General features: G+C 54.2%; 23 protein-coding genes and 3 pseudogenes. 8 read left to right on the top strand and 18 right to left on the bottom strand.

Annotation, left to right across the window (positions count from 1 at the left end):
- Nucleotides 1–12 precede the first annotated feature (12 nt).
- Nucleotides 13–378 carry a hypothetical protein gene (locus BDK61_RS21295; protein WP_208644711.1) on the top strand — a complete coding sequence of 122 codons (366 nt, stop codon included), beginning with the start codon at nt 13–15 and terminating at the stop codon, nt 376–378.
- A 9-nt stretch (nt 379–387) separates the two neighbouring features.
- Here the strand turns inward: BDK61_RS21295 and BDK61_RS23675 are convergent, their stop codons facing one another.
- Nucleotides 388–540 (bottom strand): hypothetical protein, encoded by a 153-nt coding sequence (locus tag BDK61_RS23675; RefSeq protein WP_023842963.1) that lies wholly within the window; start codon nt 538–540, stop codon nt 388–390.
- Between the two features lie 574 nt (nt 541–1,114).
- On the opposite strand from BDK61_RS23675, the gene BDK61_RS21285 reads away from it, so the two are divergent.
- Nucleotides 1,115–2,137 carry a hypothetical protein gene (locus BDK61_RS21285; RefSeq protein ID WP_014030736.1) on the top strand — a complete coding sequence of 341 codons (1,023 nt, stop codon included), beginning with the start codon at nt 1,115–1,117 and terminating at the stop codon, nt 2,135–2,137.
- Nucleotides 2,134–2,505 carry a type II toxin-antitoxin system PemK/MazF family toxin gene (locus tag BDK61_RS21280; RefSeq protein ID WP_008313532.1) on the top strand — a complete coding sequence of 124 codons (372 nt, stop codon included), beginning with the start codon at nt 2,134–2,136 and terminating at the stop codon, nt 2,503–2,505. Before BDK61_RS21285 ends, BDK61_RS21280 begins: the two co-directional genes overlap by 4 nt.
- A gap of 746 nt (nt 2,506–3,251) precedes the next feature.
- Here the strand turns inward: BDK61_RS21280 and BDK61_RS21275 are convergent.
- A complete protein-coding gene (locus BDK61_RS21275) occupies nt 3,252–4,472 on the bottom strand; it encodes an SOSS complex subunit B family protein (protein ID WP_121304597.1) in 1,221 nt (406 codons plus the stop codon).
- A 1,860-nt stretch (nt 4,473–6,332) separates the two neighbouring features.
- Between BDK61_RS21275 and BDK61_RS21270 the strand changes: the two genes are divergently transcribed.
- Nucleotides 6,333–7,325 carry a transposase gene (locus BDK61_RS21270; RefSeq protein ID WP_121302489.1) on the top strand — a complete coding sequence of 331 codons (993 nt, stop codon included), beginning with the start codon at nt 6,333–6,335 and terminating at the stop codon, nt 7,323–7,325.
- Nucleotides 7,326–7,564: 239 nt separating this feature from the next.
- On the opposite strand, the gene BDK61_RS23120 is transcribed toward BDK61_RS21270, so the two are convergent.
- The 4 genes from BDK61_RS23120 to BDK61_RS23670 all read right to left on the bottom strand — a co-directional run bounded on the left by BDK61_RS23120 (nt 7,565) and on the right by BDK61_RS23670 (nt 9,340).
- Nucleotides 7,565–7,768 (bottom strand): hypothetical protein, encoded by a 204-nt coding sequence (locus BDK61_RS23120; protein ID WP_148709167.1) that lies wholly within the window; start codon nt 7,766–7,768, stop codon nt 7,565–7,567.
- Nucleotides 7,769–7,995: 227 nt separating this feature from the next.
- Nucleotides 7,996–8,484 carry a hypothetical protein gene (locus BDK61_RS21265; protein WP_121304790.1) on the bottom strand — a complete coding sequence of 163 codons (489 nt, stop codon included), beginning with the start codon at nt 8,482–8,484 and terminating at the stop codon, nt 7,996–7,998.
- A 132-nt stretch (nt 8,485–8,616) separates the two neighbouring features.
- Nucleotides 8,617–8,982: a hypothetical protein gene (locus tag BDK61_RS21260; RefSeq protein WP_121304595.1), complete on the bottom strand. Its 366-nt coding sequence runs from the start codon at nt 8,980–8,982 to the stop codon at nt 8,617–8,619.
- 202 nt (nt 8,983–9,184) lie between these two features.
- Nucleotides 9,185–9,340, bottom strand: coding sequence for a hypothetical protein (locus BDK61_RS23670; RefSeq protein ID WP_167467414.1), 156 nt, complete (start codon nt 9,338–9,340; stop codon nt 9,185–9,187).
- Between the two features lie 471 nt (nt 9,341–9,811).
- On the opposite strand from BDK61_RS23670, the gene BDK61_RS21250 reads away from it, so the two are divergent.
- The 3 genes from BDK61_RS21250 to BDK61_RS21240 all read left to right on the top strand — a co-directional run bounded on the left by BDK61_RS21250 (nt 9,812) and on the right by BDK61_RS21240 (nt 11,673).
- Nucleotides 9,812–10,423, top strand: coding sequence for a pentapeptide repeat-containing protein (locus BDK61_RS21250; protein WP_121304591.1), 612 nt, complete (start codon nt 9,812–9,814; stop codon nt 10,421–10,423).
- The gene (locus BDK61_RS21245; RefSeq protein ID WP_121302041.1) at nt 10,353–11,237 is read left to right on the top strand and encodes an IS1595-like element ISHja1 family transposase; all 885 of its coding nucleotides are present in this window, start codon (nt 10,353–10,355) and stop codon (nt 11,235–11,237) included. Before BDK61_RS21250 ends, BDK61_RS21245 begins: the two co-directional genes overlap by 71 nt.
- Nucleotides 11,238–11,430: 193 nt before the next feature.
- Nucleotides 11,431–11,673 carry a helix-turn-helix transcriptional regulator gene (locus BDK61_RS21240; RefSeq protein ID WP_394337638.1) on the top strand — a complete coding sequence of 81 codons (243 nt, stop codon included), beginning with the start codon at nt 11,431–11,433 and terminating at the stop codon, nt 11,671–11,673.
- A gap of 29 nt (nt 11,674–11,702) precedes the next feature.
- Here BDK61_RS21240 and BDK61_RS21235 read toward each other — a convergent pair whose 3' ends face one another.
- The 3 genes from BDK61_RS21235 to BDK61_RS21225 all read right to left on the bottom strand — a co-directional run bounded on the left by BDK61_RS21235 (nt 11,703) and on the right by BDK61_RS21225 (nt 14,888).
- The gene (locus BDK61_RS21235) at nt 11,703–12,071 is read right to left on the bottom strand and encodes a hypothetical protein (RefSeq protein ID WP_008313784.1); all 369 of its coding nucleotides are present in this window, start codon (nt 12,069–12,071) and stop codon (nt 11,703–11,705) included.
- A complete protein-coding gene (locus BDK61_RS21230) occupies nt 12,064–12,891 on the bottom strand; it encodes a ParA family protein (protein ID WP_011222370.1) in 828 nt (275 codons plus the stop codon). The genes BDK61_RS21235 and BDK61_RS21230 overlap by 8 nt, the downstream gene beginning before the upstream one ends.
- A 701-nt stretch (nt 12,892–13,592) precedes the next feature.
- A complete protein-coding gene (locus BDK61_RS21225) occupies nt 13,593–14,888 on the bottom strand; it encodes an orc1/cdc6 family replication initiation protein (protein WP_121304788.1) in 1,296 nt (431 codons plus the stop codon).
- Nucleotides 14,889–15,402: 514 nt separating this feature from the next.
- Between BDK61_RS21225 and BDK61_RS24510 the strand changes: the two genes are divergently transcribed.
- Nucleotides 15,403–15,771: a DUF7344 domain-containing protein gene (locus BDK61_RS24510; RefSeq protein WP_121304587.1), complete on the top strand. Its 369-nt coding sequence runs from the start codon at nt 15,403–15,405 to the stop codon at nt 15,769–15,771.
- Nucleotides 15,772–15,800: 29 nt separating this feature from the next.
- On the opposite strand, the gene BDK61_RS24275 is transcribed toward BDK61_RS24510, so the two are convergent.
- The 9 genes and pseudogenes from BDK61_RS24275 to BDK61_RS21175 all read right to left on the bottom strand — a co-directional run bounded on the left by BDK61_RS24275 (nt 15,801) and on the right by BDK61_RS21175 (nt 24,324).
- On the bottom strand, nt 15,801–16,139 hold the full coding sequence (locus tag BDK61_RS24275; protein WP_004966982.1) for a HalOD1 output domain-containing protein: 339 nt from the start codon (nt 16,137–16,139) through the stop codon (nt 15,801–15,803).
- A gap of 123 nt (nt 16,140–16,262) precedes the next feature.
- Nucleotides 16,263–17,057: a TrmB family transcriptional regulator gene (locus tag BDK61_RS24020; protein WP_244210003.1), complete on the bottom strand. Its 795-nt coding sequence runs from the start codon at nt 17,055–17,057 to the stop codon at nt 16,263–16,265.
- 33 nt (nt 17,058–17,090) lie between these two features.
- A pseudogene (locus tag BDK61_RS24015) lies at nt 17,091–17,821 on the bottom strand (ISH3 family transposase); the annotation flags it as partial.
- Between the two features lie 57 nt (nt 17,822–17,878).
- Nucleotides 17,879–18,229, bottom strand: a pseudogene (locus BDK61_RS21205) (IS5/IS1182 family transposase); the annotation flags it as partial.
- Between the two features lie 223 nt (nt 18,230–18,452).
- Nucleotides 18,453–19,085, bottom strand: a complete 633-nt coding sequence (locus BDK61_RS21200; RefSeq protein WP_007188619.1) for a TetR/AcrR family transcriptional regulator — start codon at nt 19,083–19,085, stop codon at nt 18,453–18,455.
- Nucleotides 19,086–19,435: 350 nt separating this feature from the next.
- On the bottom strand, nt 19,436–20,752 hold the full coding sequence (locus BDK61_RS21195) for an RNA-guided endonuclease InsQ/TnpB family protein (RefSeq protein WP_121304585.1): 1,317 nt from the start codon (nt 20,750–20,752) through the stop codon (nt 19,436–19,438).
- A gap of 664 nt (nt 20,753–21,416) precedes the next feature.
- Entirely contained in the window at nt 21,417–22,658 is a 1,242-nt protein-coding gene (locus tag BDK61_RS21190; protein ID WP_121304583.1) for an RNA-guided endonuclease InsQ/TnpB family protein, read from the bottom strand.
- A 1-nt stretch (nt 22,659) separates the two neighbouring features.
- A pseudogene (gene tnpA, locus BDK61_RS21185) lies at nt 22,660–23,001 on the bottom strand (IS200/IS605-like element ISHma12 family transposase); the annotation flags it as partial.
- A 177-nt stretch (nt 23,002–23,178) separates the two neighbouring features.
- A complete protein-coding gene (locus BDK61_RS21175) occupies nt 23,179–24,324 on the bottom strand; it encodes an ISH3 family transposase (protein WP_121302812.1) in 1,146 nt (381 codons plus the stop codon).
- Between the last annotated feature and the right edge of the window lie 38 nt (nt 24,325–24,362).

The raw sequence follows: 24,362 nt of genomic DNA, 5'->3' as shown, positions 1-24,362 counted from the left end.
CGCACCGTTCTCATGTCACAGCCACACCTTTCTCCAGAGCCACAGCCATCCAACCAGCGTCAGATTCCGAGTATCGAAGCGATTGGGCCGGTCGTCGACGAAGTAATCGACATCGCCCGGCAAGAACTCGATGCACCGCGGTCAGTGAAAATCAAAACATGGGAGGATCGCGAGTTTCTGGTGCGTGTCAAGCACGGCTCAGCACCAGGCGTAAACACCCGGTATGGATACGAGACAGCAATCCAGTATCACAGTGATCGGGAAACCGTCGAAGCCTTCCTGATCGAAGAGGATACCCACACTGATGAAGCAGAACGCCTCCTGAAGATGGAACTCGGAACGATACCCGATCCAGTACCAGAAAAAATTGGGGAGTAGACGACTGATTTACTTGTCTGTCAGTTCTCGATGGCAGTCCTCACAGACCTGCTCGTACTCTTCATCGCGCTCTGGGTCGTAGAAGGACCCGGCGCGAAACCGCACGGGGTTGTATCGGGTATTGAAGACTTCCTCACAGCGTGGACACTGGACGTCTCCCATTCGAAATATCACCTCCCGGCGGCCCTGTCTGGCCGCCACCTGCCTGCGGCCACACAAAATTGAATCAAGTACTGTCCGGGACACCGGGCCCAGAAAACAGCTAACCAACACGAGCGGGGTCAAACCGATTAATGTGGGTTAGAGCAGGTTGGCATTCCCACGCTCGTCGCTGATTCCGAGCACAACCACATGGTCGGGTCTGAGCTTGTCGCGTACTTTTCGAGAGAGGGTCATAGAAATATGCACAGCTGATTTACTTTGGCGCACCCTGGCTGAGGAAGTATTGAGATAGAGAGTGTATGAAAGCCAGTGCAAGATATAGAGCTTCTATGCAGCAACAGATAGCGTCGGAAATAGAAGCCTGTCGAACCCCGAAATTCAGTATCCACTAGTAGGCACACCCCGTACTCAATATATAACTTCACCTGATGTGCGGCTATCTGATGTTGATACCTGCCAACCGCCGAGCCCTTATACAAAGAGAATAATATGGGTTGGAGACCCTGAAGCATCCATATCCGGCTAAGAAATACGATGAAAGAGATAAAGTGATTCGGTGCTAAGGTGTAGACATATGCTCACCCCCGGAGACGAGGAATCCCTTCTTTTGGATATAAAAGAGGGAATCCAGTATGCACTCTATCTCGGTAAACAGGAGGGGCGATTTACTGAAGACGAAATCTATCTCGATAAGATCCGTCTGAACAAGCTCCAGTATATTGTTAACGAGGACCGCGACTTGGGGCTAACTTTCGGCTGGTTCAAATACGGTCCTGCCCCAGAGGATGTTACCACAGACACCGGAGTAGCGTTAGGTCCACAGCCGGGAGATGACATCGCACACTTAGAGGAAAGTAGACTGCCGAGCAAAGACCATCTTTCGACAGAAGCATTTGCGTACTATTTCCTGAGAGAACTTGACGACGAATTTGATAGAATCGTGACTACAGAGGAGACGAAAGTCTACTTGGTAGACTTCTACGATGAGTATGCGCCAAAAGATGAGTATGCCACTCGATTTACTGATTTATATAAGGCCAGCGCACGCCTCCAACAAACACTTGATGCAATTGGGGGCGGGAAAGATTGGCATCAGAACTCGACAGAGTTCTATTATGAACTGGACAAGAAGTTCCTTCCGGTGAGTGAGGAAATAGCGAAGCTTGACTCCTTGGAACACACTCTAGAGCCGCTTGAAGAATACCGGAAGTTGCTGACCAGTATTATTTCAGAAGCTGACGCAGAAGAGGAACTATCATCGAGCCAGCAAGCCTTTATTAATAATGCTATTCGGAAGTTCTATAACACAGTCTGGGACTTCGTGGGCCAAGAAATCTCTCTTGAGACGATGAGGGGAGAGAATGTTGATGAGCTTCGTCCCAAGGTTGAGACGAATGCGAAAAAATACCGGAACGGCTCATGGAAAGCCGAGCTCAACTCTCTGGCAGAGAGGAGAGAGTCAGTAGGATTGGACCCAGAAATAGAGGATATGGAGAAACTAGAGTCGGGGGGAAACGGAGAGGATGATGAGCAGTCGCTAGATGAGGAAATGGTTAAACGCGTCTCCGAAATGGGTGCAGAGGTGATTAGCAATTGAGTTTCCCAGAATACGGGGACCTCATTCACGTTGACTTTACACCTTCTGAAGACTCCGAGCCGGGCGAATTTGAGGACCCTCATCCAGCAGTTGTAGTCCAATATACGAATTCCGATGACAGGGCAGTGGTCGTTGCCCCAGTTTCATCGCGTGACAAACAGAGCTTCTCTCGTGAAGTCAGACTTCCTGGAACAATTGATGGGCTAGACAGTGACTCAGTAGCTATTCTGAATTTGATAACCACTGTATCATTTGAGGGGCGAGTGAGACCGGAGGGCGATGATTCGGATTCGTGGCGTCTCGGAAAAGTTCCGCCGCAGAAGATGGAAGAGGTCCAAGAAAAACTTGAACGTCTGTTCCGAATTTAGCTATATCACAAATCGGTAGATATTCTCCCGATAGAGGTCTTCGATGTTTTCGTAGTAGTTTGGAAATAGAAGCCAATTGGATCAGTATTTATTCTTTCTTGACTGATCGCCGCGGATATACTTCACCAATCAACTGTTTGCGTTTACTTCCATCTTGTGCTGGCTGTGAGCCTTGATCTTGCACGCAATCTTGACAATACTCGAACAGATAGGCCTGAGAACTATTCTATGAGATGCTCCTCCCGCCGCTATCTCAGATACTTGACTCCAGTAAGGGCCACACGCTGCAGACGGACTAGCGAAAGATCGGTTCCCGTCCACTTCCCGGCGGCAGGCCGGGATCGCGCCCGCTACCGCAGGCACGATGGACCGCCGCGAGGCGCGCGATAGCGCCGAGCGGAGCGTCCCGTCGTCCTCGTGAGCGACAGCGAACGAGGGCTCGACAGACGACCAGCGGGAGTCTGTCGGTGGCGTCGCGCGCTGTCGCGACCCACCAGCCACTCAGCCCGGTTTCTCCCGGGCCGGCTGGCCCACGCTCACGCACACACCAGAACATCGGCTCTCTCACAGCCCCCACCAGACTGACCCACGTCGACGCGCTGGTGCGGTGGCGTGCCAGTCCGTGCGCGCGGTTGTCTCGCCGCCGCCCGGCTCGCCGGAGGCGGCGGCGAGGCCGCGTGCGCGAGCACCGTCGCACCGCCCGAGGAAGCCCCCCGCTCGGTGGGGGACGCCCCCGGTGTCGGGCGTCAGTCGGCCGTCTGTCCGTTCTTCACATCCCGGTAGGTCGAGGTGAAGACCGTCACCGACCCATCACCTTCGTTCTCAGCCTCGTCGTCTGAGTGGACCATGCCCTGATGGGTGGCGGCCCCATGCTCAGTGTCGAACAGGTCCGAACACTCTGGACAGCGGGCCTTCCCGAGCGTCACGGCGACCGCGCGGTCAGAATCCCGCTCGTTGGCCCACTGATGGGTGTCTGATTCTGCTTCCCACGACGCCGCCGTTCGACTATCGCCGGACGAACCGAACGAGCCGCCCCCGTGTCCGGTGGGCGCGGGACCGTCGCCGCGCTCGATGATGCACATGAGCGTGTCGCTCGTGACCGCCACCGTCTTGATACCGTTGTAGTCGTCGGGCTTGCCTCCGGAAATCCGAACTCTGTCGCCCTCGCGGAGCGTGCGCACCATCTCGCCGCCGTGCATGGACTTGCCCCAGACCGTGACCTTCGCGCTCGTTCCCTCGTCGTCCTCGATATAGAGGACTTGGTACTGGTTCCGCGCGTCTGGCTCCGCGATGATGTGGGTCACTTCGCCCTCGACCGTACACTCGTAGCCGTAGGGGCTCACTTCGTCGATAGGCGTGGGAGTTGCCAGTTCGTTCTGGGCCTCGTCCAAGACAGTAAAGGAAGCCTCATACAGGCTGTTACAGTCGCCCATCTGCCCGGACACAAGGGCCGCGAGTCGGCGGCCTGCTGCCGCTCGTGACAGACTGGTCTTGTCTGCCAGCGTCGCGGCCTGCTGGTTGACTCGCGCCAGCGTGTCGCGGTCCATCCACTGCCGGGGGTCAGCCGGTGAGCGGAACCCGTCAGCCCGTTCGGTTTCGGCGTCGGTGAGCTGGCGAGCTGAGGCTTCGCGGTCGGCACCGTCGACGTGAGCGCGTGCGACCTCGGAGTGTCGGGCTTGCTCGGCTTCGCGTCCGTGACGTTCTTCCTGCTGTTCCAGCGTTTCGCCAAAGCGCCGGTCCGGACCAACCTCGGTCGAGCGCGTCCAGTCGTATGCCTCCTCCTGCCGGGCGTAGAAGTTGCCACGGCTATCGCTCCCCCGATTCATCCTGAAATCGAGTTCGTCGCCGTTTTCGGTCTCTGCGACCGCCTCTAGAAGCTGTTCGGGGCCACCCTCGACGTGAGCCGAAAGGGAAACCGTCTGATTGCTTGCCGATGCTTTCTTACCGCTGGAATTGCTAGCGTACATTGTCTTTCGACTTCGCTTCGGAAAGACACTTGTCGGGTGTTCCCGCACCCGATTTCTGCGGCGTGAAACTGCCCTGCCAGCGCCGCGTGCGTCGTGTCTTTCCGTACGTAAAGCCATGGGTGCCGGCTACTTAAAGGCGACGGACCATTTGTATTGTTTCAAGTGCAATATTCGGGTGTCTGCGTGGTTTCTAAGCGTCGTCTTGTGTTTCGCGTTTCGAGGGAGAATAGTATATAAGGACCGTAGGTGGTTGACACCCCGGCGGGCGGTCCCATCGTGTGCGGTTGCGGTGAGCCAGCATCCCGCGCGGCCAAGCGAGTGCCGGATGGGTGAAAGCCCGGCAGCGCAACGAAGTGAGCAGCCCGGAACACAGCGACTGCAAGGAGCGTCCTCGTTCCGGCGAGGGAGCGCCGGCCGCGAGGGTTCCTCACCCGGATCGCGCGCGACTCCGACGCGTGCGTTCGATTTTGCTGTGCTGTGCCGTAGCAGTCGGGTGGGACTGAAAGGGGCACGCCGCTGGCGCTTGCCGTGGTCGCGTCAGCGGCCCCTATCCGCGTGCGGTTTGCGCGGATATGTCGCTGAGCGACTGCCAGCGGCGTGGGGCTTTCAAGGTGTGCTGGTCCGACACCGAGTTTGCCGTCGCGATGTCGCTCGGAGTAGTGCCGTCGAAGCTATCAGTCCCGCCGACGTCAGCAGTCCCGCCAAAGTCAGTCGTACCGCCGACGTCAGTGCCACGAGTCCTGCCATCCGAACCGCCGCCTCCCTCGGCACCGTCACGAGTGCCATAGGACTCGACTCTAGGGCCAGCAGTGCCAGAATCCCCTGCTCGCCACACACGAGACACACGCCACCCGAACCCTCCCCGCCAGCCCTCGGTCCACGTACCGGCTCCACCAAGAGCGAGCGTGCCGCCCAGCGGCGGCTGCCCGGCGGTCAGACGACACACCAGCCAGCCACCCGTCTCTGCCCGGCCGTCAGTCCCACGCCGACACACACCCGTCTCTCGCGCTCTCAGCCCGCCTGCCAGCCCCACGCTGCTATCCACCAGTCATACCTCTGTTTCGCCCGGCCGTCTGCCCCACGCTGCAAGGGACCGACTACCAGCGGGAGTGCAGTCGTGTCCCTCTCGTCTCCAACCGCGTGCGACTCCGATATGTGGCGTCTATCTTGGTGAATCCCCCTTTTCCATTTTTTAGTTAATACTCATAATAATACTATTAGAGCGCGATTTTTGGTCGTATTTTGTCTCAAAATTATATTAGCGCGCCGAAAACCACCGATATCAGTGTTAGTCATCGCAGGATTTGACAAGTGCTGGTGCCTCAACTGACGGGATTGGTTCTACTACTAGTTATAATTGTTATCTAGAGTATTATTATTACTATTGATGTTAATAAAGGAAGAGTGATTCGCGCACTTCCCGTTGCACCACATGGAGTAAACTGGATACGACACAGTGGACAGTAGGAGTGGTGGTCCATGACCAAATATCATGAGAGCACCGTAAGAGAGGGGTCAGACAGAAATCTGTCTCTAAGAATCGGTGGTAGAGGATCTGCTTCTCTTACCTTTGTCCCGAAATAACCTTTCTACTGCGCCCTCATATCATTAGTTAATATTCCAGTTCTTGGACTAGTATATTGAGGGAGATTAGTCTATTTGATGTTATAATGCATATCAAACTCTCATTATTTCATGTGATTGAGTATTGAAGTTATCGTGTAGCAGAAACAAAAGTATATTGTAAAAAACACCAAATAAAATATCACTACGTCCACAATTGTAGAGGCACTATAATGTTGCTGCCATAGGAGCGTGTCATAGAAAGCGCCACATGCAAAGCAGCAGGGTGCGGAAAGTGTGTCCAACACAACCGCGACCCTGCAGGACGTAGGTTCGGTTAACGACTTCTTGAATGCGGCGGCTACCGAGACAGTACCGCTGTTCGAGCATCTTGAGTTCGAGTTTCTGCTGGAGTACGACGTGTTCGCCCCCTCGGGGCGGGGGCGAACACGAGTCCATGAGCCACCAGACCTCTTTCGCGGCTTTCTACACTGCTACTACAAGGATGTATACGGCACACGTCCAGTCACACGAGAACTCCAGCACAGCCTCGTCTGGTACTACTGCGGACTCGACAAACCACCATCCAGAGACACAGTTGACCGGTTTCTTACCGATCTCGAACACGTCATCGATGATGTCTTCAAGAGACTCGTCGAGCAGGCCGCCTGCCGGGGCCTGCTCGACTCGACGTACTCCATCGACTCAACCCACATCGAAGCGGTCCAGTACAACGACGCCGCCTCGTGGAACTACGACCCAACAGCTGAGGAACACTACTACGGCTTCGGCTGTACGATCGTCTCGACCGGTCCAAAGATTCCGATAGCAGCGGAGTTCACACAGAGCAAACAAGCGGATCAAGAGACGGCGATGCGCGTCACGTGTGACGCGCTCGCCGTCGATACACCCATCTGGATGCTTGGAGACAGCGCATACGATATCCTCGATTGGCACGACCACCTGCTGGCCGCAGGGGTCGTGCCAATTGCCCCGTACAACCCGCGAAATACCGACGATCCGCTCGATATCGAGTATAGGGTCGAAGATCGTATCACCGAACACAGTGAGGAAGTTCTGCTCAAACAGTCCATCTTGGACGAGACGTACAACCACCGGATAGGAGTCGAACGAACTAACGATGCCGTCAAGGACTGCGGCCTCGGGCACGTCCGCGCCCGAGGCCGCGTCCACGCTCGAACAGAAGTGTTCGTTGCGCTCTGCCTACGACTCGTCGTTGCAATCACCAACTACGAGCGAGGAAACGAGCCGGGCTGTGAGATGCTATGAGATGGATTCTATGACACGCTCGCCATAGAGTAGATAATCTCAGAGTGATAATCCATGTGATAGCTGTGGTGACTATTAGAACTAAAACTTTTATTGGTAGATGTTCAAACTTGGTTGTATCAGCCCACACCTCTTTGAATGTGGAAATTATGTTAGGCATAGTTATTGATTAACACTGAGCCCTATAAAATGCATCTTGGCTGATGAGTTATACTTTGGTCAATCCTAGTTTTTTGATGTTAGAATGATGGTGGTACGGCATGCATTCCTTCCTCTTTGCTATACAGCGTCATATCATCTGTATCGTATTCTTTCCAACCTCCGGTCACGTAACAGTACGTGTATGGAGTATCCCCGAAATCCACTTCTTCAAATACTAGGCTAATATCATCTTCCTCAGACACAAGCGCGAGTGCAGTCGTGTCCCTCTCGTCTCCAACCACGCGCGACCCCGACGTGCGCGTCGTCACTCCCCGGAAACGCAGACCAGCGATTCTACATAACTCGCTGGTGGCCCTCCGTACACGTCACGACAGTCTCGGTCTTGACGATGTCTGCGTCACACTCCTCTCTCGGGCATGAATCAGGAGTCTCCGACATTCGTGTTCCTCACCCGCCAGGAACACACAAAATCGGGTTCGACGAAAACTGACTGCCGCAGCTCTCTCTCTCAGAAGTGGACGTCGGCGGGGACGATCCAGAGGGTATCACTCTCGTCCAGAAGCCGGTCAAGCTGCGTCCGATCGCGAATCCCGCATCCATGTTCCTCGTACAGTGCAATCTCTGGACCCTTGGCGGCCCCGACTCTCTGGAACGCACATCGAGCGAGGTCTTTGTCGCGCATAATCTCCTCGTCTGAAAGCTCGTCGAGGGCGTCTTTGACCGTCTGGAGATTACGCTCGAACGCTGACTTCGTTGTCTCCCAGCCATCGCCAAGGAGTTCTTGCCCGGCCTCGGAGTCGACCGGAGCCGCGGTCGGACGCTCGCCCCACCGGGATTGGCCTGCGACAGTGGAACTCTCGTCGAACGTGACGTAGTAGTCGAACACTGCGTTTGAGTGCCTGTCGACGCCGACCAGGTTGTCGAAAACGCCTTTGCCAGCGGCGAGTGCTGCGTCTGCTGTCGATGCCTCAACGAGCGCGTAGATGAGCATATGCATTGGTAGATCGTGACCTGCCGGCGCTCCACGCACTGCAGTCAGTGCGACGCCGGCACCCTCGTCGGCGCACACAAAAGTACGCCACACGAAGCCGGTCTGACATCGAGCCCGCTCTAGAAGCTGGCGTCTTGCTTATAGGAGGCGAGCGAGGGACTGCTTGAGACGACCCTTCACGCCGGATGTTGTGAGCACTTCAATCTCGACGACACAAGAACACAGTAGCAACAGCTCGCCACACGCGGGGCACTCTTCGAAGTCACAGAGCCGATGATGTATCTCGCCGTGCTCGACGCCACACGCAGGACACGACTGGTCGCGCCACCGTTCGAGGTCGACGGTAACGGCCCGTTCGTTGCTTTGGAGGACTTGCAGCTTGTACGTGAGATACTGGCTGCCCTCTCCCCACGGGATCGGGTCATGTGCTTGCCCGTCGACGTAGTAACGCTTGTCGACACACGCCGACGCCGACGGTGGCCGGCGGCAGTCGGGACAACACATCTATCTCTCACCCCGTGGACGTCCCTGAAACACCTCGCCACTCGTCTGTGCCTGCCGGTGTTGGGCACGAATGTCTGGTTGGTCGTCGGCTTCGGTGCTTGAAGACTGTTCCTTAACGGACTGCTGTTCGGTACTCATGTTCGGGAAACCCTCACCCCATCGGCGGACACAAAATACGGGCGAGTACGCGGCCGACGGGGACTCAGGCCTCAGCGACGTCCCAGACAGAGAGATGACCGCTGGAACAGACGCCGGCGTGACGCCCGACAGCCATGCAGGGCCCGTACTCTCCGTCGACAGACGCGATGCGCTTGGCGTCGAAGATCGGCGCGTCGCACTCGTCGGTTCTGCAGGTCATATACTGAGACGAGTCACTTGACATCACGCATCGCCCGCCATCGCTTGGTGACGGAGCTCACTTTCGTCTGGTAGATCCCAGCCGTGGTACTCGCGAGCGATGTGGCGTGCTCGCTTGACGTTGTCCGCGACGCCGGCTGGGATCTATCTTCGTGACCAGGCAGCTTTTTCGGGTGGCTTGGTGACCCGACGCCTAGGTGTGCGTGCAAGCGAGGTGAATGTGAAGCGGTCCGATAATTATAATATAGTTGACTTCTTAGACTGAGGATTCAATGAGTCTCTATCTATGTTGCTCTATTGAATAGCGCCCGCTGAGCGAGGATTGAGCGGCCCCGACTCTGAGATCACGCGGCCCACCCACTCACGAGCAAACTTGGATTCGACTTGTCCAGATGACCACCGCTATTCAACAGAGCGATCTATGTCTGTTTGGAAGGATTGAAGTAATGTAAATAAGATCCAATTAATAACTATGAGGCCCGGAAATAAGAATTTTTCAGAGTTAGATTTACAGGGGGCTGACTTCTCCAGCCTTGACCTATCTGATGCCGTGTTCTCCAATAGCAATCTGGAATCCGCTAATTTTGAGGGTGCAGAACTAAGCAATGCGGATTTTGAGGGTGCTGACTTATCAAAGGCAAAGTTCCGAGACGCGAATCTCGAGGACGCAAGCTTTCGACATGTACGTGCAATTAATATAGATCTCTCACAAAACGACTTGACTAACGTTGAGTTGAACCATGGTAATTTCACGCTGGGGCAGTTTGAGTATTCAGAGTTGAATGGAAAGACGATATTCGGAATAAATTTATACAATGCAAATCTGCAAAATGCTCTGATTGGAAAATCTATGTTTGTTAATGCTTCACTGGTTGATAGTAACCTATGTGAAGCGGACCTCCGACAGACTACATTCTACAAAGCAGATACGCTCTTGCGAAGGAGATTGTTGATAGCGAGAGCTGCGGCTGAAAGTCGAAGAGGGCAAGGGCACCGCGCCAGCGGTGCCCGATATGTTCCCAATAAGCCGGTTCGTGTCGGAATCGGCTGCAGCGGACCTGTTGCAGCAGGTTCGCTGGCGTGATGGCGTCGAGTGCCCCCGCTGCCGTTCTGACCTGGCGGTCAGAAACGGCAGCTATCGGGAGTATCAGCGGTATCTGTGTAAGAATTGCGGCCGGACGTTCAACGACAAGACCGGCACGATCTTCGCTCATTCGAAGCTCTCGCTGAAAGAGTGGTACTTCACGATCTACGTGTTCTTACGGTTCAACACGAGTATTCGCCAGATCGAGGCGGAGCTCGACCTTTCGTACAGAACGGTGAGACGGCGCGTCGAGCGCTTCGCCAGCGCGCTCGACGCGCCTTCGATCACACTGTCTGGACCGGTCGAAATCGACGAAGTGTACGTCTCTGCCGGTCTCAAAGGCCGCGAGCGCGACCAGGAGTCGCGCTCGCGTGGCCTGTCCACGCGTGGACGAGGCTCGTACGACGGCGACAAACCGCCGGTGTTCACGCTGGTCGATCGTGGCTCGGACGATCGATACGTCGTGCCAGCGAAATCCGCTGGTGAATCGACTATTCGACTCCTGCTTGCTGACCACGATGAGGAGTCGCTGACCGTCTATACGGACGGATTTCGAGCGTACGAGCCGCTCGAAGAAGACGACGCATTCTCCCGCGAATACGTCGTCCACGGCGACGGTGAATACGCTGATGGCGAAGTACACGTCAACGGTTGCGAGAGCCACGCGTCGCTGACGCGACGGTGGCTCTCGCCCCATCGAGGAGTGTCAAAGGACAAGCTAACACCGTATCTCAGAGCCTTTCAGCTCCGCTGCGAACTCTACAGAAAACCAGGTGACGAAGCGCTCAAACATGCTCTTGATGCTGCCCTCTGAAAATCAACAACGTGCTTCACAAGAGCGTTGTGAGTAAGGCAAAAGGCCGATACAGCGCTTCAGGAGGCTCCCCAAGGCGGGTTTCTGGTGAGTGCGAATAAGTAAGATTATGGCTCCCGGACGTGGCGGTTGATTTGACAGGATGCACGATCTGAATAGTTTTAAACGTGATATGTTAGTCGTGATCGCAGGCATGGATAATCCGAAGGGGACAGAACTCACCGCCGAGTTGCAGGAGCACTATCCTGAAGAGATCACAGCCGGACGCGTGTATCCACAGCTGGATGACTTGGTCGAGAAAGGGCTTGTCAAGAAGGGGAAGAAGAACGGACGAACAAACGAATATCGGCTGGCAGGGCGTGGCGTGCGAGACCTCCAAGATCACCGAGAGTGGGAGAATCAGTATCTGGCTCCGATTGACGAGCTATCCACATAGCAAGCAGTGACGTGATTTGGCATGGGCAGTCACTCGGTTTCGTCGGCATCTGCCTCTAAACCCAAAAATTTCAAGAATTCTGTCCGTTTGTGATCAGTCACGAAATCAACCAGTGCAGGGTAGAACTCGTCATTTTTCGATATTTCTCCATCATCAGCAAGGACAGACTGTGCGTTGGCCTCTTGAAACAGCTTGGAGATGTCATCTTCTCGGTCGTCACCGAGATACATCGTAACCTGATTCCGATCTCTGACTGGGATCTCTGCTTTGGGTCGAGAGTTTGCTGCTTCTGCCTCAGCCTGTCCGGTTTCTTCTTCTGCGATTTCAGTATCTTCAGCGTCCTTGTCGCTACTTTGATCTTGATGATCGCTGAACCGCTCTTTCAGGTCTTCACTCATTGTTTATTTCCTCCAGTAGCTCTGCGATGCTGAGATAACAGTCGCGAAGCTCATTGATTGGGTCACTATCCCACGGATAACCCGCGTCGTCTGGATCATAGGCATAAATTGATGTTTCGTATTCGATAGCGTGTTCAATTGCGTCTCTGTCTGGGACTGAGAGAACTCGATCTTCCCCGAACGTCTCAGTGAACCAGTCCTGCATATCTGCTGCGATGGAGCCTTGTGCTGGGACTTGATTTAGGATGGCTCCAATAGCCCTAATCTTGACCTCGAACTGGTCTTCTAGAGTCTCTACTTCATCAAACAAGATCTTAAGCGACTCCTGAGCGATAACATTCGGCTCGCTTGGGAATAAGACGTTCTCTGCAGCGAGAAGTGCAGCATCGGCGAGCGGCCCAAGATTTGGAGGCGAGTCGATCAGGACATAGTCATAGTCGATGTCAGAGCGGTTGAGAGCGATTTTTAGAGACTCAAAGCCTCGCCGATCAGTGTACAAAGACTTCTCGGCAAGGAAATTCCGCATATGCGCAGGAATAATGTCGTACTCCCCACCGGAGATGATGAGATCATCTAATTGGTCGAATTCCATATCTCCATCTTGGGTTAGGACATCAATCAGTGCCTCCGCGTCTTCATTTGGGTTGTCAGAGAACCGTCTATATTGCTCTTTATGCCCGAGTTTGAGCGTTAAAGCTCCCTGCGGATCAGCATCTATTGCGAGCACGTCATGGCCACGTTCAGCGAGTGCGCCTGCCGTGTTGATCGTTGTCGTTGTCTTTCCGACTCCCCCTTTCTGCATACCAATTGTGACTCTCATGTACGCACCTCTCGAAATTTTCGAAGTTTGCGAAGTTTTCGGGCCATTCGTATATGTCGTATATTACGCCATGTACATAAATTCCAGTGCGACAGATATAAGACATATATTGCGCAACTTCCGTAAGACTTGGAAGTTGCGGAATATCCGTAATATACGTAGTGTCCGTAATTTCCAGCTATTTCGAATAGTACGGCTGTCACTGTCGAATCAAGCGTAGCTAACTGATACTTACCCTACCCCCATCGGAGTCGAGTCCGGGTACTAGATTTAGCGTCTCAAGCAGTTGTCAACCACTTTTCGGACACCCACACACCGTCTTCGAAGTATCCTCCTGGATTGGTGTTTGTGGAGAATAGTCGATAACCAACTCATGCGGTGCAGTTTGAGGAATAATGGATAATTGAAACGGTAGAAGATAAGATATTAAATTGACTATTATAGGAGATAGATTTAATAAGAAGGGAGAAAAACCAAACCCGTATCACTACTTGAGTAATAGTATGAACAGACTAAGAATCATCAAGAGCATCGTAAAGTATGCCCATAACTCCACTACTCGCTTATTTTAAGCAAAGATACTTCGAAGACGGTGTCTCTCTCTCTATCCATTCTGATTATGCTTCAGAACAACTTATCCGTGGAACCGGCCACAAAGATACTTCGAAGACGGTGTGTGGCCCCCCCCCTATGTAGATATGCTAATCCTCCGCAAAATTGCGCTTCTGTGCCTGAATCACTCGGTTAAGGCCATCTTCGTGGTGACTCAAATCAGCAATACGTTCATCTTGCTCTAACCGCTTCTTGATTTCTCCGGGGTCACGCTTGAACTCATACATCAAGTACATCCCCCCACCTTGTTTTCCGCCAAGGCTTTTCCTCTCGTGATCGAGCTGCCCATACGTCCCGACCTCACGGACATAGTTGTTGAACGTCTCCCGTGTCCGTCCATCTGCATCAAGCACATCCGTCAGAAACTGGTACACCGGGAACGCCACCCGCGATGACGCCGTCGTTGACCCACTCTTCCCGAACTCCGCCACCGCGGCTGTCGCATATAACGAGATCTTCTTCTGTGTCGTCAGCCCTTCCACAAGCTTGAGAGAACGGTCAGTCTCAACATCCTCTTGAGCTTCCCGAACGTGATTCTCGGTCACAGTCAGATCACCGTTCTCATTCGCGACGTCGCCTGCCTTCCGAAGAAGATCAATAGCTTTCCGAGCGTCTCCATGGCTTTGAGCAGCGAAGGCAGAAGTCAACGGGATAACGTCCTCGGATAATGCGTCCTGAATAAATGCGTCTTCCCGGTTCCGGAGAATCTCCTGTAGTTGGTTAGCATCGTAGTCTGAAAAGGGAATGTCCCGTGGGTTGAACGAACTTTCCGCTCGTGCGTCCAGGTTATTCATGAACTCAGGGTCGTTGGTTAGTGCAGCTACTGATACCTGAATATCGATGCTCTCAATGCTGGCGCGGCTGAGTTGGTAGATTAAATCCGAATATGCGGGTTCGCTTGAAGATGACCGCCGACCGAGTAGCAAGTCAATTTCGTCTAAGACAAACACGACAGAGTCGTATCCTTCATCTAGCAGATCGTAGAGACGGTCATACTTCGTACTCGTAGAGACGCCATGCCGTGCGACTCCGATTTCTTCGTTGAGGTCATGAGCAGCTTCACGGACAAGTGCGTACACGGCTTCGTCAAGACTCCTGAGATTTTGGCAATTAATTCGGAGTGTACCGAACTCATAACCCCGATTCTTAGATATGTCTCGGATTTGCCGTGCAACAGCGTCAAATATCAGCGATTTCCCTGTTCCTGCAGGACCGTAGAGTAGTAAGTTCGGTGGGCGGTTTTCATTCAGAACCTTCCGAAGATTAGAGACGACAGTTCTCAGTTGATCGTCACGGCCAACAATACGGTCTCTGTCGATAATCGTGTCGGGCTCCACTAGATTCCGATTTCTGAACACTGACTCCTCGCCTGCCTGTTCAATCATCTCCCGCACGGTGAGTGAATCGTCAGTATCTCCCACGTTATTTCCTGATGAGTGGCCGCTGTCAGTCATATATCCCGATGTATCTCCCAGCCACATAAGTATACTACACCACGTTCGAAGTAACATCTCACTATTCTTGGCAACTGCAGTCTCTTATACCCGGAATATCGTTATCTACTAAAATAGAATTCATGCACCGTCTTCGGAGTATCATTGGATATCCAAACACACCGTCTTCGAAGTATTATCGTCATGTCCACAACAAGAGTGAATAAAAAACTCATACCATTACTTGGATGAAAATTATGTTGTTTCTTGGAGGTCAGAATCTGAGGCCAGAAGTTGAGACTGGTCATCTCAATGCATACGGTTTTGCGATCACCCTTCTCCCCAGTTCAGCCAGTAATCCACGAACGGGCTGAACACTGTGAGGATCCGAGTTAACGACACAGATTTTTGTAAGGCTCGTAAGATATCGCTTACGTGTTCACGCGAGCCAACGTCCCAACTGAACATGGTGAGGACACCAATGAGCAACTCAGAACAACGGATATCGACTGAGACAACACTGCAGTTACTGACTAAGCAGGAGCGACGACAGATCCTCCGTCACGTGGCTGAGGCGTCCGATGGAACGACTGTCGACAAACTCACGCAGCATCTGCGAGGGTTAGATTCACTACAACCAGACGGTAACGGCCCCACGCGATCTTGGGATAGCGACCTTCATCACCTTCACCTACCGAAGTTACAAGAAGCAAACGTGCTCGAGTACGATACTAACCGAGGCACCGTGCATCGGAGCCGAGAGTTCCAAACTGTTTTCTCCTTGCTTGAGGTCATCGACGACCACAGAAAAGATACATCGCTAGCTAACTCCTGATTGCTCATTTGCTCAATAGACTGCAGAACTTATCCGCTATCTTCTTCTCTAGAGTTCCTCTCGACGTGGACTTCGATACTTCCATCCCCGCTCATCGAGACAGCGGTGTCTGCGTATCGGAAGGAGATTGTTACTGATGATGGCTGTCCATTGAGCAGTGTATCGAGTGCACTGGCATCGATCGTCTCGTGCAAGGGTGGCAGGTCAGTCATTTCACGATTGGTAGCCGCTGCGACTGCTTCGACGGTCGCAACACTGGGGCGATCCGATTCCTTCCAGTTATCACGCACTGTAGTGGAACCTGTATCTTCGCTTTCGGGTTGATCGGCTGGACCTGAGCCACTTTCCTCATTTGTATCGTCGTGCATTTTCCATCACTGGTTGTGGTAGGGAGAAGCAACAGCAGCGGAAACCGCTATGACTTCAGGTGTCATCTCTACGATCTGGGCTGGAATAAAATTGTTGTGATTGTCTGAGTGACTGCTTAGTGTTCATTCGCGGTTGTTGGCAAGCTGCCAGGCGAACAGCGCTTTCGGCACGACAACAAGGCTGTTGCTCTGCCCCGTGCCCCAGATAGCGGTTTCGTCGGAGGGCTCAGGTGAGTAGCCACCATTGGCGCCGACGAGCACACTCACGAGCGTTTTTTGTTGGTCTATCATGAGTAGGCGACCAGCAGGCGTATCCGACCACTCCCACGCCGATTCGAACAGTTGCGCGTCAGGGACGTCCTGTTCGAGCTGGGCTTCGACGGATTGTGACATCTCTGCGAGCCGAATTGTGACCCCACGGTCGCTGGCGGTCGAGAGGGATTCAGCGATTTCGTCGGTCAGTAGCTCTTCGGCAGTCATGTAAACGACCTCATCATCAGCAGACGAGATGAAATCCACTACGCGTCCGGTCACGGTATCCCGGCCGGTTACCGTCCAGACACCTTGCTGTTCAGTGCTACGATTCGCTGATGCAAGCCGGTCGAGCGCGTTTGTCAGAACCGTCACCCGGTGGTCGTACTCCTGTTCGAAGTGACGGCCAGCCGTCTCTGTCGAAATGGCCCAATATCGCCGGGGACTCGACTGTTTCACGTCGACGAGACCGCGGTCACGGAGCTCGTCAGCTGCGTCGTAGACGCGAGTTCGGGGGACATCGGCAACTTCACTCACGTCCTGCGCAGTCCCTTCGCCGAGACTGATAAGTGCGACGAATGTCCGGGCGGCGTAGGTACTGAGGCCGAGTGCTTTGAGCTGTTTGACGGCCGTAGATCGTGCTTGGTCGGATAGGTCGTCGGACATTGACTCGTCACCAGTCTCGTGAAACCCACCGTGGTGACCGTCGAGTTTCCCTGTCAGCTCGTGTTGGATGACGCGGCTCCATCCCTCCGAGAGTTCCTGCTTGATTGTCTTTCCCCACCGGACGATCGGCATCACGTACGCATAGTTGTGGGCTTGAAGCAGCGTGAGACACTTGCTATCGTAGAATCCTCGGTCCAGATAGACGGCCTTGACCTCAGCGTCAAGGCCGTCGAGGAGACCAAGAAACTCAGCGAGGACACTGCTGGCGGTGTCGCCGTCAACGAGACGGCGCACCGCCAGCGTATATCGCTTATTTTTCACACGCGCGTAGAGTGTCGCATAGGCGTGGAACGCTGTGGTTCCACGCTTTGCCTCTGAGTGGTAGAGGCCATCTGTCTCGTCCTCGTCACCGTAGTAGGGCCGCAGGTGGAGGTCTGCGACGACCTCCACCTGCTCGGGGAGAACCTCTAGAACGTCCTTTTGCAGGAGTGCGTTCCCGACTTGTTCAACCGACGTTAGCTCGAACTTCTCGCGGAGGTGGTACAGAATCGTGTTTTGATGGGGAGAATCTTCGCTGGTCTCACAGAGTTCAGATACCGAGGTCCCGTCGGAGCAAGCGCCGACGAGGACCTCGTAGATATCCTCAGCATCGATTTCAGCATTAGCGCCAAGACCGAGATCAACTTCCTCGTCAAGCGGTTGACGAGGAAGTTAAGTAGCTGGTCTTCGTGGATTTCACCGTCTGCTTGCTTGGTATTAGGCACATCTTCAGCAAGCAGACCTCTCAGCTAACCGGCTTCGTGAAGTACTGACAGTAGGTCAAGTCGGTCAAAGACGTTGTCAACGACGTGTTCGAGGTCGGTGAGAAAGCGATTGGCCGCGTCTCTCGACGGCGGTCGATCGAACCCGCAGCTCAGCCAAACGACCGTGTTCCGAAGCTCTCGCTCAACGGGACGAATCCCGTAGATGTCGTGGTAGTAGCAGTGGAGGAAACCACGCATCATCTCTGGAGTTTCGTGATCGCGTGTTCGCTCCGTCTCCGCCGGGGCAAACACGTCAACTTCTTCGAGAAACTCCGAGGAAGGGTGTTCAAACAACGCTAGCGTCTCGGTCTCCGCGACATTGAAGAACAACTCTACTGAAGGGTCTCCTTGCAGGGAAGCTGAACTCATCTACCTCAGCGTTCACCCTGCTCTTTGGTGTGCCACTCGTTTTATAACACCCCCCTAATCAACTATACTGTCCTGTATAGCGACCGCGCACCCCGACCACAGCCACGACGCCCTCGGCATCAACTTGTCCTACAGTAAGGATTGCTGACGTATCTCTTTGGCATCGACATCCTGTGGAACGATAGAGACGAAATTCACAGTTGTAACACGCAGAAGTCCACCACTAGGAGCGGGTCGCTGACTCTACAAATAGCTCTGTTTGAATATACTCAATAAGATTCTGACGTAGCTGCTGGAACGGCGCACGCTTTCGAGTTGACCCTTGCATAAGTATTCCATTTAGTATTGCCAATATGAACTCAGCTGTTTCCTCCGGCTCAACTGGCTGAAATACTCCCTTATCAATCCCTGCGTCGATAATTACCGCTATCTGTTTGACGAAGCGCTTGTCTGTCCTTGTGATACGTTCTCTATACTTAGTATCATGAATCGCTTGGGAGCGCAGTTCAATATACGCTGCAAGTATTTCACCTTTCGCTGATTGTTCCTTCTGTGTTATGCCCTCATCGAGAAGGACATCGACAAAGTCCAAAAGCTCTTTTTTTGGCTCGTTGGTTGAACTAGATTTACAGAATTGCTCTAATTCATCCAATAGGAAGTTGAAAAACGAGAGGAGGAGGTCATCTTTATCAGAGAAGTGGTGGTATAAGGTAGACTTGCTGAAATTGAGTTCACTGGCAATCCGTTGAATGGATAGCTCCGCATATCCATACTTTTTGAGTGCCGAAAAGGTAGCGTACATAATAGCGTCATAGGTGTCTTCCGGGTCTTCGGCAAATGGAACTGAATCACTCACATGACTCAATCATTATAGTTAGCAATAAAGGTACTTCGCTTGTCACCGCCTGCACCGTAGATCACCTTGGACCAATTCCAGAGACTTTTCGTCTGGCATACACTGCAGACACGTATAGCCGTCCACACGGAGCGCAGTCGGCATGATTGGGTATTCAACGGTCCTTTGATTCTAGAAAGATCGGACTTAACAACACGCGGGAATATTCAAACGCTCTGGAAGCCGTGTTGTCACAGCGTGACGGGTGTCGCGTATCTGGTTACTATGGGGGTGTCATAGCAGTACTTCCGAGGTTCAGCGGTTTGACATCTTCCTCCGCGTGAACGCGGAGGAATCCCGAGGTTGGGATATTAGGGTTTGGAGTCTACCACCTCTCGTTGCGGTTGGAATCCGCAGGAGAGGTCGTACAGGTAGACTCCGGGCTGTGCCAACCAGCCGGTACTCCTATCCCCGGACAACTGCCCGGTAGACTCGGAGTTACTTTCCTCGTCGATATCCAGACGGATGTTTTCCGCCCCGTTCACATCCGCGTTGAACGCCGCATCACACGACTCACAGACGTACAACCCGCGTTCGACACGCTGACTGTCGTCCTCTCTTCCACAAACGCAGCACGTTTTACTCGTGTCGCGTTCGGACACTTCCATGACCTCGATGCCCTCAACCTTCGCCTTGTATTCGAGGATCGACGTGAAGCGGTCGAACGGCCACCCGTGTAGGTCGAGGTTGCCGTGCCGACCCCAGTTCTTCGACTTGGCGTTCTCGTCCTCGCGGATGCCTTCCAAGTCCCCGACATTGATGCGACCCACACTACGCTCGATACATTTCTCCACGATGTGTTTGGCGAGACTGTGGAAGAAGTGGGTGCGGCGTTCCGACCATTTGTGATGAAGTCGCGTGGCCCTGTCGCCACTGCTGTCGTCACAGTTGGCGATTTCTTTCGGGAAGTAGTACCCGTCCTGTTTCAGGCGGTTGCCGGGATAGAGGTCGGCGTCTTCGGTGCTGTAGGCGACAGCGGCGAAGTTGCTGATACCGAGATCGATGCCCGCAGTCTCGGTTCCGGGAGCGTCGGGCGTCTCGATTTCTTCCTTGCAGACGAGGTGTAACTCCCATCGCTCCTTTGTTTGGTCGTAAACAGCACGAACCTGTTGCAGGTTCTCAACCTCGACGCCGGGGCGTGTCTCGTATTCGACAAGGATGTACTCCCACGCTTTCGGATGTTCTTTGTGGTTCGCTCCCTTAGAGAGGCGGACACGGTTGTTCTTAGTGTCGTGGCGGATGCCGTTCTGTTTCCACGTCACCGTACTGAGTGGGTGTTCTTCGTGGACGCGACGACCCTGTTGGTCGTAGTAGTTTTGTTTGCGATAGCCGGGCGGATTGTCCCGTTCGTCATCACTGGAGTACCACGAGTTGAAGGCTTCAGCGAGTTCCTCCAGAACCCGCTGACTGGACTGACTGTGCAGTCCCTTGTACTTGTCGTGACCTTTCAAGTCGTTTTTCAACTCCTCATGGCCGGGAATCTCCCTAGTCTCCTCCCAGACTTGGCGGGAGTGGTAGTTGGCGACGTTCCAGAGTTTGCTGGCACTCCACCCGTGACGGTTGAGCGAGTCCTCTACCTGACTGTAATTGAGGATTTTCGCTCGATGGGTTCGGTGGACTTCCAGCATTCTGAACGTCTGTATAATAGCTTATACTCACTTTTCTTATAAAGACTGGGATTGATAGCGGTGGAATATCCAGCCCTGTCGGAGTCAGTAGAATGTGTCACGGAGTGACGGCGCGTATCCACGGCCTGCCGGCGGCGGTCAGTGGCTGGGTCGCAGGCCGCATCAGCCACAGCTACCGCACACGATGTCTCTCGCCTGCCGCTGATCGAGCATAGGATCCGTCTGATGTCTGGCGATTTTCTTTCTCTCAGGACCAATCAGCTCGGCGGTCGAAGATACTATGTCGTCAACGGTGGCTTGTTCAGGTAGCAGAATTCCCATAGGTAATGACGAATAAACCTGCCATTCTCTCGGGTAAGTATCATTAGTAGAGACAGATGATTTATTATGATCTCAACTAATATCTTATCTATGTCAGGGTTGGGCTCGTATACAACATCGTCAGGTCGAATGTTCGCAATTGCGTGGATTAGCATGGCACTCATTATGTCACTCTTTGTAGCGGTCGCGACAACATTTGATATTCCGGTCCAAGCCATCTATGTGTTCGCTGCTGGCTTGACGCTCAGAGAGATGGTGAGTCTGGCTTCATGGGCCTTTCAGCAGTAGTCATGAACACCCACTTAGATTTAGACATGCTCGTCCCTATGTGAACTACCCTACCCTACTCGCTCACGGCTGACGCCGTTCGCTCCTTGAGGGTAGGGCTTCCTGCTTCCACGACGCGCTTTGCAGATACAGGCATATCCATAGGGAGCGCAGTCTCCACAGGCGTTGATTCGGAGTATCCCACTCCTACGTCTTCGAGGCCGCGAGAAAGAATGTTCCACGCCGCGTTCGAGTCCCTGTCCGCCTCAAACCCGCAGGCGGGACAGGAGTGTTCACGGACCCACAACGGCTTGTCGGTCGAAACGCCACACGACGCGCACTCCTTGGTCGTCCCTCCCGGGTTGACCGCGATGAAGTGCGTTCCTTCACGTTCGCACTTGTATTCGACTAACGAGAGGAACGTTCGCCACGCGGCAGACGCCGTGTTGCGGCTGTTCGACGGCGACTCCATCATCCCCTTCACGTTCAGGTCTTCGACCGCCACAAGGTCGTACTCCCGAGCGTAGTACGCCGAGAGCTTGTGCAAGAAGTCGCGGCGCTTCCGTCGGAGGTCGGCGTGACACTCCGCGACTCGACGCCGTTGCTTCTCGTAGTTGTTCGACCCGTGCTGTTTGCGCGAGAGCTTCCGTTGCTCGCGTTCCAACCGCTCGCGTTCGTCGGACAAGTCGAGCGACCCGACCGCCGTGCCGTCGGTGTCGTGGGCGTACTTGAGTATGCCCACGTCGATACCGACGCACTTCTCGGGGTTCTCAGGCGGTTGGGGCGGTTCACGGTCCATTTGGACGCCGAAGGTGGCGAACCACTCGCCCGTCGGTTCCTTCTTGAGCGTGACCTGCTTGTGCTTTGCGTCGTCGGGGATGGCTCGGTGGAGCCAAATCGGTATGTCCGCGAGTTTCGAGAGTGACAGGACAGTCTGACCGCCCTTCTTGTCGAGCTTGAAGCCAGACTGACTGTACGTGAGACTGCGGAACTCGCGTGGCGGCTTCCACTTGAGTTGACCGACGCCGTAGCCGTTCTCCTTGAGTTTGGAGAGACCTTTGAGGTTGTCGAACAGGCGTTCCACGACGGTTTGGAGAACCTTCGAGTACACGTCGGAGAGGCCGTCCCACCACTTCTTGAGGTCGGGTAGCTCCGACCGTAGCGTGGTCATGGACGGCAGTTCGCCGTGTTCGTCTTGGTACTCGTTGAGACGGTAGAGCGTGTGGTTGTACAGTTGCCTACAAATGTCTCGGTGGCGGTCCAACTCCTCACGGTGGGCGTCGGACGGATTGAGACGGTACTTGTAGGCGTAGTACATTCTACTCGCGTTGGTCCTCTACGTACTGTTTCAGCACATCCAGCGACACCTGCCCCGTCGAGATGAGGCAGTACGAATCGTTCCAGAACGAGTCGCCCCACAGTTCGGTCTTCAGTTCATCCGCGTACTCGTTTCGGATACGGCGGGCGGTCGCGCCCTTGACCGTGTTGATGAACTTCACGAGGTCTGTGGTTGGTTTCGCTCGGAACAGGATGTGTACGTGGTCGTCCTCGCCGTCGAGGTTCGTCAGTTCGACGCCGTAGTTGTCCGTGAACCCGCTGATAACCTCGTGAATGAATTGGGTACGCTCTTCGGTTAGCACGCCACGCCGATACTCAGTCGATCACATCGACAGCCGCGTAACCCCGTTTGATTACGGTGAACTAAACCGAACTAGCTGTGGAGCATCTTCGAACCGCTGGTGAGCATGATTTTCGGGATGGACCGTCGCTGTCGGCGGCGGACTGCCGCCGACGCGACAGTGTCACCACTGACGACCGCCGTCCGGCCCGATGGACAGCTACCGGAAGAACCGGCCGTCAAGTGGTTGATTCGCTGGAACAGACCTGCGGACACCAAGTGCTGTCCAAGCTGCGCGAAGCGTCATTTCGCAAAACTCCGTGAACGACCACTGCAAGAGGCGGCGCCCCCCACGGCGGGGCGCCGCCACGTACCTCCAGTGGAGATATCGCCAGCTGTTCTGAAGCAGTAGGCTCACTACAAACATTACCAACCGTAGTCCAGCATCCTGAGAACTAGTGAAAGCGAGGCTCTGCTTGGCTAATCGGTAGCTTGATTCGATGCCGAAGCGCTTGCTGTAGTGATCTCGTGCATCTCGTGGCGTGTCGATAAAGGGCGCGTCAGCGGCGTAGCCGTGACGCGCCACCCCGTGTTCGTCGTACCGTCCCTGCTGGTACACGCAGTCGATGAACACAGGGAACTCCACCTCGCCAGCGAGATCGTGTTCGATCTCGCGGCTCCAGCCTTTGCTGAGTTTGTTTTGAATCGTCTCACCCCACTTGACGATCGGCATCACATAGGCGTAATTGTGCGCGTACAGCAGCTTGAGACAGGTGCTGTTGTAGAAACCTCGATCAAGGTAGACGGCCTTGACGCCGAGGTCAAGGCCGTCAAGGAGTTCAAGAAACTCACCGAGGACATCGCTGGTGGTTTCGCCAGCAACGAGCTGGCGAACCGCCAGCGTGTATCGCTTGTTGCGTACGCGCACGTAGAGCGTTGCATAGGCGTGAAACGTCGTTGTTCCACGCTTGGCCTGTGAGGAGTACAGAGCCTCGGTTTCGTCCTCATCACCGTAGTAGGGATCGAGGTGGAGGTCTGCGCAGACCTCCACCGGTCGATCTGGAAGTGTCTCAAGCGTATCTCGTTGAAGCAGCGTGTCTCCAACCGATTCAACCGAATCCAGTTCAAACTGATCGGTGAGATGTCCACGGACGGTATTAGCGTGTGGTGAGTCGTCAGTCGTTTCGCAGACGTGATTGATCGAGGTCCCGCCGGCGCTGGCGCCGGCGAGGACCTCATAGAGCGTCTCTGCCGTGACCTTGACATTCTCGCCGAGATCTAATGAAAGTTCCTCGTCAAGACTATTGACGACAAAATTAAGCAGGTGCTCTTCTTCTATCTCGCTGTCTGCTTGGGTGGCTTCCACACTCTTCCCAAGTAGACGCTTCCTCTAACCCGATGTGA

This window comes from Haloarcula quadrata (genome assembly GCF_003634715.1).
GTDB lineage: Archaea > Halobacteriota > Halobacteria > Halobacteriales > Haloarculaceae > Haloarcula > Haloarcula marismortui.
This window is presented reverse-complemented; position numbering and strand designations above follow the sequence as displayed.